Annotated in this window: 11 protein-coding genes; 7 read left to right on the top strand and 4 right to left on the bottom strand. The window is 72.0% G+C overall.

The window, feature by feature from the left end; all coding sequences use genetic code 11:
* Positions 1-79: 79 nt before the first annotated feature.
* Genes G4G93_RS08615 through G4G93_RS08605 form a run of 3 tightly spaced genes read right to left on the bottom strand, consistent with a single transcriptional unit; the run spans position 80 to position 2,826 of the window.
* Positions 80-916 carry an SDR family oxidoreductase gene (locus G4G93_RS08615; protein WP_165083124.1) on the bottom strand — a complete coding sequence of 279 codons (837 nt, stop codon included), beginning with the start codon at positions 914-916 and terminating at the stop codon, positions 80-82.
* Positions 917-964: 48 nt separating this feature from the next.
* Positions 965-2,137, bottom strand: coding sequence for a tRNA epoxyqueuosine(34) reductase QueG (gene queG / locus G4G93_RS08610; RefSeq protein ID WP_165083243.1), 1,173 nt, complete (start codon positions 2,135-2,137; stop codon positions 965-967).
* Positions 2,134-2,826, bottom strand: coding sequence for a glutathione S-transferase family protein (locus G4G93_RS08605; RefSeq protein ID WP_165083122.1), 693 nt, complete (start codon positions 2,824-2,826; stop codon positions 2,134-2,136). Before G4G93_RS08605 ends, queG begins: the two co-directional genes overlap by 4 nt.
* 442 nt (positions 2,827-3,268) lie before the next feature.
* Here G4G93_RS08605 and G4G93_RS08600 point away from each other — a divergent pair, with 442 nt between their 5' ends.
* The 7 genes from G4G93_RS08600 to G4G93_RS08570 all read left to right on the top strand — a co-directional run bounded on the left by G4G93_RS08600 (position 3,269) and on the right by G4G93_RS08570 (position 10,644).
* A complete protein-coding gene (locus G4G93_RS08600) occupies positions 3,269-4,072 on the top strand; it encodes an undecaprenyl-diphosphate phosphatase (RefSeq protein ID WP_165083120.1) in 804 nt (267 codons plus the stop codon).
* A 103-nt stretch (positions 4,073-4,175) separates the two neighbouring features.
* Positions 4,176-5,990, top strand: a complete 1,815-nt coding sequence (locus G4G93_RS08595; protein WP_165083118.1) for a methylmalonyl-CoA mutase family protein — start codon at positions 4,176-4,178, stop codon at positions 5,988-5,990.
* 67 nt (positions 5,991-6,057) lie between these two features.
* On the top strand, positions 6,058-6,510 hold the full coding sequence (locus G4G93_RS08590; RefSeq protein WP_165083116.1) for a DNA polymerase III subunit chi: 453 nt from the start codon (positions 6,058-6,060) through the stop codon (positions 6,508-6,510).
* A 32-nt stretch (positions 6,511-6,542) separates the two neighbouring features.
* Positions 6,543-8,108, top strand: coding sequence for a S10 family peptidase (locus G4G93_RS08585; RefSeq protein ID WP_165083114.1), 1,566 nt, complete (start codon positions 6,543-6,545; stop codon positions 8,106-8,108).
* Positions 8,105-8,470, top strand: a complete 366-nt coding sequence (locus G4G93_RS08580; RefSeq protein WP_165083112.1) for a hypothetical protein — start codon at positions 8,105-8,107, stop codon at positions 8,468-8,470. The genes G4G93_RS08585 and G4G93_RS08580 overlap by 4 nt, the downstream gene beginning before the upstream one ends.
* A 171-nt stretch (positions 8,471-8,641) precedes the next feature.
* Positions 8,642-9,739, top strand: a complete 1,098-nt coding sequence (locus G4G93_RS08575) for an OpgC family protein (protein WP_165083110.1) — start codon at positions 8,642-8,644, stop codon at positions 9,737-9,739.
* Positions 9,700-10,644, top strand: coding sequence for a GDSL-type esterase/lipase family protein (locus tag G4G93_RS08570; RefSeq protein WP_246736617.1), 945 nt, complete (start codon positions 9,700-9,702; stop codon positions 10,642-10,644). Before G4G93_RS08575 ends, G4G93_RS08570 begins: the two co-directional genes overlap by 40 nt.
* A 327-nt stretch (positions 10,645-10,971) precedes the next feature.
* Here G4G93_RS08570 and G4G93_RS08565 read toward each other — a convergent pair whose 3' ends face one another.
* The gene (locus tag G4G93_RS08565; RefSeq protein WP_165083241.1) at positions 10,972-12,042 is read right to left on the bottom strand and encodes an enolase C-terminal domain-like protein; all 1,071 of its coding nucleotides are present in this window, start codon (positions 12,040-12,042) and stop codon (positions 10,972-10,974) included.
* Positions 12,043-12,046 lie beyond the last annotated feature (4 nt).

Below are 12,046 nucleotides of genomic sequence, written 5' to 3'. Positions count from 1 at the left end.
CAAGCGAACCGGGCAGACAATGGATCGCAGGCGGAGGTGCCAGGCGAGCGATAGGCAAGCGGGAAAGGAAGAATGGCGGCTACACCAACCCCCGCAGCCCCTCCCGATAGGTCGGGAAAGCCAGCTCCACCCCCAGCTCCTCCCGGATCAGCCGGTTCCGCACCCGCTTGTTCTCGCCGTAGAAGCTGCGCGCCATCGGGCTCAGGGCCGCGCTGTCGAAATCGACCGCCGGCGGCAGGGGCAGCCCGGCGATCTCGGCCGCGAAGGCGGTCACGTCCTGCGGCGGGGCCGGCTCGTCGTCGGTGACGTTGTAGACCGCCCCCGGCCGCGGGCGGTCGAGGGAGGCGGCCAGCACCGTCGCGATGTCGTCGACGTGGATGCGGTTGAACACCTGGCCGGGCTTGACGATGCGCTGCGCCTTGCCCTGCCGCAGCTTCTCGAAGGCGTTGCGCCCCGGCCCGTAGATGCCCGACAGCCGGAACACCTGCACGGCCTTGCCCGTCCGCACCCCGAGCGCCAGCCAGGCTTGCTCCGCCGCCACCCGGTCGCGGGTGCGCTGGTGGGTGGGAGCCGGCGGCGTCGCCTCGTCGATCCAGGCGCCGCCCTGGTCGCCGTAGACCCCGATGGTCGAGAGATAGCCGATCCACCGCGCCGGGCTCGCCGCGACGGCCTCCGCGAAGGCGGCGAGCGCCGGGTCGCGGCCGGAATCCGGCGGGATCGACACCAGGATCGCGTCGGCCCGCGCGAGGTCGCCGGCGATCCGCGGATCGGCCTCGTCGGGCGAGAACACCCGCACCGCGACCCCGTCGATCGCGGCCGGCGATTGGCGGGTGGCGGTGACGGAGGCGAAGCGGGCGCGCTCGCGCTCCGCGAAATGGCCGGCCGTGTAGCCGAGCCCGAAGACGAACAGGTTCATGCGACCGAGCCTTGCCAAAGGACGAGCCTCGCCAAAGGAGACGCGGTCTTATGCAGGGCGCCGCCCTGCACCCGCCAGAGGGGCGGCCCGCTGGACGCCCGGGTTTTTTGCCGTCTCCCACTCGGCGAGCACGTCGGGGTCCCGCTCGTCGGCCGGGGCGGGGGGCAGGCGCCCGAGCCGGGCGAGCGCCCACACCGCCATGCCCCGCACCAGCGGGGAGGCGTCGCCGAGGAGCCGCAGGGCCTCCCCGGCCAACTCCTCATCGCCCGAATTGCCGATGGCGATCAGCACGTTGCGCAGGAAGCGGTCGCGCCCGGTGCGCTTGATCGGCGTGCCGGCGAAGCGGAGCCGGAAGGCCGCGTCGTCGAGGCGCGCCAGCTCGGCGAGGGGAGGGGCCGCCAGGTCGTCGCGGGCCGCGAGCCGCGCCTCGCGGGTCTCTGCCGCGAACTTGTTCCACGGGCACACCGCCAGGCAGTCGTCGCAGCCGAACACCCGGTTGCCCATCGGCGCCCGGAACTCCGCCGGGATCGGCCCGGCATGCTCGATCGTCAGGTAGGCGAGGCAGCGCCGCGCATCGAGCCGGTACGGCGCCGGCAGCGCGTCGGTCGGGCAGGCATCGAGGCAGCGCCGGCAGCGGCCGCAATGGTCGTCCTCGGGCGCGTCCTCGGGCAGCTCGGCGGTGGTGTAGATCGCGCCGAGCAGGAGCCAGTTGCCGAAGGCCCGCGACACCAGGACGCTGTGCTTGCCCTGCCAGCCGAGGCCGGCGGCCGCCGCGAGCGGCTTCTCCATCACCGGCGCGGTATCGACGAAGACCTTGACCTCGGCCCCGGCCTTCGCCGCGAAGGCGCCGCCGAGCTCCTTCAGCTTGCCCTTGATCACGCCGTGGTAGTCGCGCCGCCTGGCATAGACCGAGATCGATCCGAGCGAGGGTTCGGCGAGCGCCGCCAGCGGGTCGCCCTCCGGCCCGGCATTGACCCCCAGCATCACGACGCTCCGCACCTCCGGCCACAGGCGAGCCGGATCGGCCCGCTCGGCCGTGCGCTCCTCCATCCAGCCCATGTCGGCATGGTGGCCGGCGGCGAGCCAGGCGGAGAGGCGCTCGGGCAGGGCCGGGACCGCGCCGGGCCGCGTCACCGCCAGGGCGTCGAAGCCGAGAGCCCGGGCGCGGGTCTCGAGGAAACGGCGAAGGGCGTCGGGTGCCGGCCGGGCTTTGGGGTTCAGAAGTCCAGATCCGCGTAGTGGTCCGCCGGGGCCATCCCGGCCACCCGGTCGGCGAGCAGGCTGCGGAAGGACGGCCGGGACTTCACCCGCGCGTACCAGTTCCTCGCCATCTCGTCCTCGTCCCATGGCACGTCGCCGAGGTAATCCACGCAGGACAGGTGCGCCGCCGCCGCGAGGTCCGCGTAGGTCAAGGTGCCGCCCGCCAGCCAGTTCCGCCGCGAGATCAGGTAGCCGATGTATTTCAGGTGGTAGCGCACGTTGCTGCGCGCCGCCCGGATCGCGTTCATGTCCGGCGGGCCGCCGCCGTGCTGCGAGGTCATGAACCGCTTGTGGATCTTCTCGGTGACGAGGTAGCCGGTCACCTCCTGGTCGAACTTCTGCAGGAACCAGTCGAGCAGGCGGCGCACCTCGACCCGGGCGGCGGGGGATTCCGGCAGGAGCCGGATTCCGCTGAGGCCCAGGCCCCGCGTCTCGTCGAGGTATTCGGCGATGATCCCGCCCCCCGGCACGGCGAGCCCGCCCTCCTCCACCAGCACCGGGGTGGTGCCGGCGGGGTTCATCATCAGGAACTCGTCCCGGCGCTCCCAGGGGCGCTCCTCGACCAGGGTGGGCTCCATGCCCATCTCGGCCATGATCAGGCGCACGAAGCGGGAATGCGGGCAGAACGGGGAGTGGTGGAGCGTCGCCATGCGGGGCCGTTTCGCGCTTCGTCTGTCGGCTGGCCTGGAAGGTCGGCTCGCGGTGGGTCGTGTGAGTCCGGATTGACCCCCGCAGGATTAACGTCTGGTCACCGAGACACGGATATCTTTCGGCATCCTTAACACGGGCGAACGTGGCTGGTAACCGAGCCTCAACCATGACGGCCCAAGCTGCGGCCCGAGTTAGGCCATCGGGCCGGGCCGCTCCGGAGCCCGCCCACCACAGACTTGCCACAGAAGACTTGCCACAGAGCTGGTGCCGTCCTGGCGCGCCCGATGCGGGCGCGGCACGAGCCGGCCCCGTTTCCTTCCCCGCCGGACGCGGTCGCGCGACCGCCCGCGGCGCGACCACGAGAGCAGGCACCATGACGACGGCGACAGGCAAGGCGGGCGGTCCCGCCCGCGGCACGGCTTCGGGCCGGGGAGCACGGTGATGGACGTCGCCAGCATCGGCAAGGCCGTGGTGCTCGCCCTCGTCGAGGGCGCCACCGAGTTCATCCCGGTCTCCTCGACCGGGCACCAGCTCCTCGTCGGCCACTTCATCGGCTTCGAATCGCCCAACAACACCTTCGAGGTACTGATCCAGCTCGGCGCCATCCTGGCGATCGTCGGGGTCTATTTCCGCCAGATCCTCGACCTGCTGCGGCGGGCGCCCACGGATCCGAATGCCCGCCGGTTCATCCTGGCGATCCTGATCGCGTTCCTGCCCGCCGCCATCATCGGCGGCCTGTTCTCGAAATACATCAAGTTCTACCTGTTCAACCCGTGGATCATCTGCTCGACCCTGGTCGCCGGCGGCCTCGTGCTGCTCGTCATCGACGAGACCGAGATCGAGCAGAAATACGACGACGTGCACCAGTTCTCGCTGCCGATGGCGCTCAAGATCGGCCTGTTCCAGTGCCTCGCCATGATCCCCGGCGTGTCGCGCTCCGGCGCCACCATCGTCGGTGCCATGCTGATGGGCTCGGGCAAGCGCGCCGCCACCGAGTTCTCGTTCTACCTCGCGATGCCGACCATGGCCGGCGCCTTCGCCAAGGACCTGCTCGACAACTACAAGAACCTGTCGAAGGACGATGTCGGGCTGATCGCCATCGGCTTCGTGGTGGCGTTCCTGTCGGCCCTGTTCGTGGTCCGCAAGCTGCTCGACTACGTCTCCCGCCACGGCTTCGCGCTCTTCGCCTGGTGGCGCATCCTGGTCGGCGCGGCGGGCTTTGCCGGATTGATCGTCTTCGGTTGATCGCCATCGGACGACGCCGGACTCTCGGGGGCCTCGACCGAGGGCGGGTGGCGCGGCTATGTCCTGGCGCCAGGGAGAAGACCCAGCGCCAGAGGACCCCGCCATGGACGATACGACGCTCGCCGCCGCGTTTCCGGCCGCCACCGAGGCGCAGTGGCGTGCCCTGGTCGACGGGGTGCTGAAAGGCGCCGATTTCGACAAGAGGCTGGTGCGCCGCACGCCGGACGGCATCAGGGTCGCGCCGCTCTATCCCCCGGCCGAGGCCGCGCCCCAGCCCGGCCGCGCCGTCCCCGGCCGCTGGCGCGTGAGCCAGCGGGTCGACCATCCCGATCCCCAGGAGGCCAACGCCCTGGCGCTGACCGACCTGGAAGGCGGTGCCGACGCCCTGACCCTGGTGATCGCCGGCGCGCCGGCCGCCCGCGGCTTCGGCCTTCCCGGGCCGCAGGCCCTCGAGGCGGCGCTCGCCGACGTGATGCTGCCGCTGATCGGGCTGCGGCTCGATGCCGGCGCGGCGGGGCCGGAGACCGCGACGGCTCTGCTCGCCCTCGCCAAGGCCCGCGGCGACGACCTCTCCGGCCTCGACATCGATCTGGGCCTCGACCCGGTCGCCGTGCAGGCCGCCACCGGCACCGCGCCGTCCTGGGATCCGGCCGCGATCCTGCGCGACCTCGACGCCCACGGATTCACCGGCCGCGCCTTCCTGGCCGATGCCCGGCCCTTCCACGAGGCCGGGGCCGGCGAGGCGCTGGAACTGGCGGCACTCCTCTCCGGCGCGCTGGCGACCCTGCGGGCGCTCGAGGCCGGCGGGCATTCCCTGGAGCGCGCCCGCGCCGCCCTGGCGTTCCTGCTGGTGGCCGAAGCCGACGAGTTCCTGACGGTGGCGAAGGTCCGCGCCCTGCGCCGGCTCTGGGCGAGGGTCGAGGAGGCCTGCGGCCTGACGCCCGCGCCGATCCGCCTCCACGCCGAGACCGCCTGGCGCGGCACGACGAAGCGCGACCCCTGGGTGAACATGCTGCGGGCCACCAGCGCGGTGTTCTCGGCGGGCCTGGGCGGGGCGGACGCGGTCACGGTGCTGCCCTTCACGGCGGCGATCGGCCTGCCCGACGCCTTCGCGCGCCGCTGCGCCCGCAACACCCAGCACGTCCTCCTCGACGAGGCCAATCTCTGGCGCGTCGCCGACCCGGCCGCCGGCGCCGGCGGCTTCGAGGCCCTGACCGACGCGCTCTGCACGGAAGCCTGGGCGCTGTTCCAGGCGATCGAGCGGGAAGGGGGCATCGCCGCGAGCCTGCGCTCCGGCGCCATGTCCGACCGCCTCGCCTCCCTGCGCAGGACCCGCGACGCGGAGCTCGCCACCCGCCGCCAGCCGATCACCGGTACCAGCGAGTTCCCCGACCTGCACGAGGCGCCGGTCGCGGTGCTGAAGCCCGCCCCGGCGGCCATGCCGGTTCCCGAGGGCGCGCTGCCGTCCCGGCGCCTCGCCGAACCCTACGAGGCCCTGCGCGACGCCTCCGACGCGGTCCTCGAGCGGACGGGCCGGCGCCCGCGGGTCTTCCTCGCCAATCTCGGGGCCTTGAGCGCCTTCAACACCCGCGCCACCTTCGCCCGCAACGCCTTCGAGGCCGGCGGCATCGAGGCGGTGACGAACGAGGGTTTCCCGGATCACGCCGCGATGGTGGCGGCGTTCCGCGCCGCCGGCACGCCGCTCGCCTGCCTGTGCTCGTCGGACGCGGTCTATGCCGAGGAGGCGGTGCCCGCCGCCGAGGCGTTGCGCGCCGCCGGTGCGACGACCCTCTACCTCGCGGGCAAGCCGGGCGACCTCGAACCCGCCTTGCGGGCCGCCGGCGTCGCCCACGACCTCTATGCCGGCTGCGACCTGGTGAAGCTGCTGGCGCAGGCACAAAAGGCGGCAAGCGCGTGAGGCCCACCGCGCCGGAGTCTCCCCTGCCCGGTGCCGTCCGGCCCCGGGCGCCCTATCTCCAAGAACCGTGACCGAGATCCTGTTCTACCACATGCAGCGCCAGCCCCTGGAGCAGGTGCTGCCGAGCCTCCTGGAGAAATCCCTGGAGCGGCAATGGCGCGTCGCCGTGCAGGCGACGAGCGAGGAGCGGCTCCAGGCCCTCGACGACCACCTCTGGATCTATTCCGACGAGAGCTTCCTGCCCCACGGCACCGACCGCGACCCCGATTGCGCCACCCAGCCGGTGGTGCTGACCCTGCGCGACGCCAACCCGAACGCCGCCTCGATCCGCTTCCTGGTCGAGGGCGCCCCCCTGCCGGACGATGCGGCGGAGTACCAGCGCATCTGCATCCTGTTCGACGGCACCGACCAGGACGCCCTGCTGCACGCCCGCGAGCAGTGGCGCGGCGCCAAGGAGGCCGGCCACAGCGTGGCCTACTGGCAGCAGGACGAGCGCGGCCGCTGGCAGAAGAAGGCCTGACCATACCGGGCTCCCGCCCGCGAGGAGACGTCATGACCCGCATCACGACCCGCATCCTCGCCCTCGCGGCGGCCCTGCTGATCGGACCCGCCCCTGTGCTGGCGCAGCCCGCCCGCCAGGAGAGTCGACAGGAGAACCGTCAGGAAGCCCGCCCGTCCGAGGGCCGGCGCCTGCCCCCCGACGCCACGACCCAGCACAGCCTGACCCTGTCGGGCGGCCGCATTCTGAACTTCACGGCCGTGGCCGGCAGCCTGCCGCTGGTCGACGAATCCGGAAAGCTCCAGGCCGAGATCGCCTTCACGGCCTTCACCCTGCCAGGCGGCGAGCCCGGCACCCGGCCCGTCACCTTCGCGGTCAATGGCGGTCCCGGGGCGGCCTCCGCCTATCTCAACCTCGCGGCGGTCGGGCCCTGGCGCCTGCCCCTCGACGGACCGAGCATCAGCCCGTCGGCGCCGCCCGTGGTGGTGCCGAACGACGAGACCTGGCTCGATTTCACCGACCTCGTCTTCATGGATCCCGTCGGCACCGGCTACAGCCGCGCCGCCGGCGACGACGGGAAGCGCTACTACGCGGTGGAGAGCGACGCCGCGGTGCTGTCGGCGGCGATCGCCCGCTGGCTGCGCACCAACGACCGGCTCACCTCGCCGAAATTCTTCCTCGGCGAGAGCTACGGCGGGTTCCGCGGGCCGCTGATCGCCCGCAAGCTCCAGGACGATGTTGGGATCGGGCTGTCGGGCCTGGTGCTGCTCTCGCCGGTGCTTGATTTCGCCTATCTGCAGCCGCCGCGCCACAACCCCCTCGGCGCCGTGACGCGGCTGCCGTCCCTGGCCGCCGCCGGACTGGAGAAGCGGGGCCGGACCCCCGATCCCGCCCGCATGGCCGAGATCGAGGCCTATGCCACCGGGCCCTACCTCGCCGATCTCCTGCGCGGGCCCGCCGACACCGCCGCGACCGACCGGATGACCGAGCGGGTGGCGGCGCTCACCGGGCTCGATCCCGCCCTGGTGCGCCGGCAGGCCGGGCGGGTGGCCGGATCGAGCTACCAGCGCGAGGCCGACCGCGATGCGGGGCGGGTGGCGAGCGCCTACGATACCGGCGTCACCGGCTGGGACCCGGACCCGAGCGCGGCCCAGGGGCGCTTCGCCGACCCGATCCTCACCGCGATGCTGGCGCCTCTGTCGAGCGCGATGATCGACCTCACCGCCCGCACCCTGAACTGGCGCGTGCCGAACCTGCGCTACGAACTCCTCAACAACGCGGTCAATGCGAGCTGGAACTGGGGCGGCGGCCGCTCGTCGCCGGAGGTGGTGGGCGACCTGCGCCAGGTGCTCTCCCTCGACGGCAACCTGCGGGTGCTGGTCGCCCACGGCTATACCGATCTCGTCACGCCCTACTTCGCCTCCAAGCTGATCCTCGACCAGATGCCGGCCTATGGGGACGGGACGCGCCTCGCCCTGTCGGTCTATCCCGGCGGCCACATGTTCTATTTCCGCGAAGGCTCGCGGGCGGCCTTGCGCAGCGACGCGCTCCGCCTCTACGAGACGGCCCTGGCCGCGCGGCAAGGCGGCCCGGGACGCAAGACGGACGAGGGACGATGAGGCGGACGGTGATCGGGATCGCCCTGACAGGGATCGCTCTCGCAGGGTGCAGCAGCACGGACCGGGCCGCCCCGCCGGTGACGATCGCGGCGCCGAAGCCGCCCCCGGCGCCGGCCGCGCCCTGGGGCCCGGTCCTGGCGAATGACGGGACCTGCACCGGTGCGGTCCCGGTGGCGGCCACCGAGATCGCCCCCGGCATCGGCGAGTGCGAACTGGTGCGGCTCAAGGGCAAGCCGCCGACCGACGTGCTGGTCGGCGAGAGCGGGCGGGGCCAGCGCGAGGTGCAGGTGCTCTACACCGAACCCGGCGCGAAGGAGCTGTACTTCTTCGTCAACAACCGCCTCGACCGGATCGTGAAGTAGGGCAGGGCATCCCCGGCCATCCCGCCGCGGCCCGCCCGGTCGCGCGGCGGCCGGGCCGTGCGCTAAACTTGCATGCGCTCATGGGCCGGCGTCCCGCGCCCGCCCCGGACGGGAGCGCGCGGACCCGCGGGAAAGTCCGAGAGAGAGACCCCAAGAGGGACCACGACCATCATGCGTGAACCGAATGCGGTCGATTTCTGGCGCGGCATTGCCCTGATCACGATCTTCATCAACCACATCCCGGGCAACGTCTTCCAGAACTATACCTATTCCCAGTACGGGATCTCGGACGCGGCCGAGCTGTTCGTGTTCCTGGCCGGGTGGTCGATCGGCATCGCGACCCGCGGGCGCGACGGCGTGCCGGAACCGGCGCTCCGCACGATCCTGCGGCTGCTCTCGCGCATGGTCGAGGTCTACCGGGCGCAACTCGTCATCACGGCGATCGCGCTCGCCATGCTGGCGGGGGCGGCCCTCTACCTCGACAACCCGCTCCTGGTGGAATGGCACAATGCCGGGCCGATCTTCAGCGACCCGATCCAGGCCACCGTCGGCTGGGTGACGCTGCTGCATCAGCTCGGCTTCTTCAACATCCTGCCGCTCTACGTCGTGCTGCTCGGCCTCGCCCCGGCCTTCGTGCTGCTGTCGCGGGTGCATCTCGGCCTGGCGGTCGGGATCTCGGTCGCGCTCTACGCCGTCAGCCTGGTCTTCGAGATCAACATCCCGAGCTGGCCGGTGGAGGGGCACTGGTTCTTCAACCCGCTGTGCTGGCAATTGCTGCTGGTGCTCGGCTTCGCGGCCCATGAATGGCGGCGCAGCTCCGAGCGGTTCCTGGTCTGGCGCCGCCGGCTGATGCCGCTCGGGGTGGTCATCGTGATCGTCGGCGCGGTCCTGTCCTGGTTCAACCTGCGGCCCGACCCCCTGGCGGTGCCGGAACCGCGGCTCCTGTTCATCTTCGACAAGTCGTACCTGTCGCCCGCCCGGCTGGTGCACTTCCTCGGCGTGCTCCTCGCCTTCCAGGCGGTGTTCGCCGTCGTCCAGCCGCGGGCGCGCTGGCTCGTCCGGCAGCTCGCCGGGCTCGGGCGCAACTCGTTGGCGGTGTTCTCGGTCGGCTCGGTCGCCAGCCTCGGTGCACAGCTGATTCGTTTCTGGACCGGGGGAGGTTTCGCGACCGACGTCTTTGTCGTAGGATGCGGGTTAGCTTCACTCTCCTTCACGGCATGGTTCGTCGAATGGCGCTCTCGCTCCCCCCGGCCCTCCTCGGCGGCGTGAGCCTCGCCATGGCGTCGTGCCTCGCGCTGGCGCAGTCGTCGCAAGTTCCAGCGTCGCAAGTTCAGCCTTCGCAAGTTCAGGGCCCGGCGACGACGCAGGCCGTGCCGGCCAACGTCCCGGCCCCCTCGTCGCAACCGGCCCTGGCCGAGATTCCTGCGCTCCAGGCCACCGCGCCGAGCCCGGATGCGCCGGATCCCAGCCTCTCCCCCGAATGCCGGGTCCCGGGCTCCAAGCTCTACACGCTGGCCAAGCTGAAGGCGGTGAAGAAGGCCCTGCGCGAGCACCGCGCCGTCCAGGTCCTGACCATCGGCTCGAATTCCGGCGGCATCGGCACCGCCGCCACCTACCCGGTGCGCCTGGAGGATGCGCTCACCCGCTCCCTGCCCGACGTCGAGGTGACGGTGGAGAGCCGCGGCGTCTCCGGCGAGATCGCCTTCGGGGCGGCGGAGCGCCTGCGCAACCAGGTCGCCGAGATCGAGCCCGACCTCGTGGTCTGGCAGGTCGGCGGCAACGACGCCCTGGCCCGCGTCGACATCGAGGAGTTCGCGCAGTCGCTGGCCGAGACCGTGGCCTGGATCAAGTCGCACGGCATCGACGTGGTGCTGGTCGATCCCCAATACACCGCGAGCCTCGCCAAGGACGATTATTACCGCCAGTTCGTCCAGGCGATCCAGAAGGTCGCCGAGCGCGAGCAGGTGCCGCTGGTCCAGCGTTACGAGGCGATGCGCTACCTCGCCACGCGGGCGATCAGTGCCCTCAAGGGCGATACCGCTCAGGCCGGCGCCGGCTTCCGCCTCGCCGATCTCGGCTATCGCTGCATGGCCGAGCACGTCACCCGGGCGATCACCGTCTCGCTGCTCCAGCCGGACATCGCGACGCCGGCGGTGGTGGCGCCGGCGCATTGAGTGCCGGCGCGAGTGCGGCAGCCGCCGTCCCGTCCTTCATCGTGATCCCGGGCCCGCGTGGCCGCACGGTACAGGTCGGTCGCAGTTGGCTTCGCGGGGGTTACGCTCATCGTAAGCCGCGCCCCTTTCACGGACGACTGGAGCGTCGGCGGCAGGAGATCCGGGACCCAGACGTACGACTTGCCGCGAAGCGGCCCCGCATGCTGCATCGCTGCAGACAGACCGACGCTTCGCGACTTCTTGGGCTGAATCCCGGATTTCCTGTCACTTCGTTCCAGTCGTCCGGGAATGGGAGAGTGGAGCGGGATGGACGATCCGCTTCCTCCCTCAGGCCTCCGCCAGCACCCGCGCATTCCCCCGGATCGCCGCCTCGCTCACCGTGATCCCGAGCCCCGGCCCGCGCGGCACCACCACCGCCCCGGCCTCGACCGGCACCCGCGCGTCCAGCACGTCCTCGGTCAGGACGTGGTGGGGCATGTAGAACTCGCAGCCCAACGAGATGCCGGGCGTGGCGGCGATGAGCTGGGTGCCGGCGGCGAGCGCAATGCCGCCCTCCCACAGGGTCCCGCCGTAGCCCGGCAGGCCGGCGGTCTCGGCGATCGCCATCATCGCTTGCGCCTTCAGCATCCCGCCGCACTTCATCAGCTTCACCGAGACCGCGGAGGCCGCCCGGCGCCGCACCACCTCGAGGGCGTCGGCGGCATCGAAGCAGCTCTCGTCGGCGAGGATCGGGGTGTCGAGGGCGGCGGTGAGCGCCGCCATGGCGTCGAGGTGGCGGCGGGCCACCGGCTGCTCGATGAAGGTCGGCCGGAAGGCCTCGACGTCGCGCAGCACCCGCAAAGCCCCGAACGGCTCGAGGGCCTGGTTGTAATCGACCCGCAGGTCGATGCCCTCGCCGAAGGCCGCCCGCATCGCCTCGAGATGGGCGAGGTCCTCGGCATGCGGCTTCACCCCGGTCTTCACCTTGAACAGCCGGTGGCCCTGCGCCGTCATCGCCCGCATGCGGGCGAGGTCGGCCTCGAAGTCGGGATCGGCGATCGAGAACGAGAGCGGGATCGTGTCCCGCACCCGTCCGCCCAGCAGCTCGGCGACGGAGAGCCCGGCGGAATGGCCCAGGATGTCGAACAGGGCCATCTCGACCGCCGCCTTGGCGTCGGTGTGGCCGGTGAGCGCCCGGTCGAGGTCGGCGGCGAGCGCCCGCACGCCGCGCGCCGAGCGGCCGAGGATCAACGGGCGCAAGTAGGTGTCGAGGGCCGCGAAGGCGCCCTCGGCGGTGCCGGTGAACACCTCCCACGGCGCGGCCTCGCCCCAGCCGACCACGCCCTCGCGGGTGGTCAGGCGCAGGAGCACCCGCTTGACGCTGCCCTTGACGTCGCCGACGCCCTGGCGGCGCGCCATCCTG

Origin of the sequence: Methylobacterium sp. DB0501, from assembly GCF_011043735.1 — a bacterium.
GTDB classification, from domain to species: Bacteria; Pseudomonadota; Alphaproteobacteria; order Rhizobiales; family Beijerinckiaceae; genus Methylobacterium; species Methylobacterium alsaeris.
The sequence above is the reverse complement of the archived record's forward strand: the minus strand, read 5'-3'. Positions and strand labels throughout refer to the sequence as shown.

What these genes read in the sequence shown, in the direction of transcription:
- G4G93_RS08595 (WP_165083118.1), top strand. Translation starts at nt 4,176, where the DNA reads ATGGACGATACGACGCTCGCCGCCGCGTTTCCGGCCGCCACCGAGGCG.
- G4G93_RS08570 (WP_246736617.1), top strand. Translation starts at nt 9,700, where the DNA reads ATGGCGCTCTCGCTCCCCCCGGCCCTCCTCGGCGGCGTGAGCCTCGCC.
- G4G93_RS08600 (WP_165083120.1), top strand. Translation starts at nt 3,269, where the DNA reads ATGGACGTCGCCAGCATCGGCAAGGCCGTGGTGCTCGCCCTCGTCGAG.
- G4G93_RS08585 (WP_165083114.1), top strand. Translation starts at nt 6,543, where the DNA reads ATGACCCGCATCACGACCCGCATCCTCGCCCTCGCGGCGGCCCTGCTG.
- G4G93_RS08615 (WP_165083124.1), bottom strand. Translation starts at nt 916, where the DNA reads ATGAACCTGTTCGTCTTCGGGCTCGGCTACACGGCCGGCCATTTCGCG.
- G4G93_RS08565 (WP_165083241.1), bottom strand. Translation starts at nt 12,042, where the DNA reads ATGGCGCGCCGCCAGGGCGTCGGCGACGTCAAGGGCAGCGTCAAGCGG.
- G4G93_RS08580 (WP_165083112.1), top strand. Translation starts at nt 8,105, where the DNA reads ATGAGGCGGACGGTGATCGGGATCGCCCTGACAGGGATCGCTCTCGCA.
- G4G93_RS08575 (WP_165083110.1), top strand. Translation starts at nt 8,642, where the DNA reads ATGCGTGAACCGAATGCGGTCGATTTCTGGCGCGGCATTGCCCTGATC.
- G4G93_RS08605 (WP_165083122.1), bottom strand. Translation starts at nt 2,826, where the DNA reads ATGGCGACGCTCCACCACTCCCCGTTCTGCCCGCATTCCCGCTTCGTG.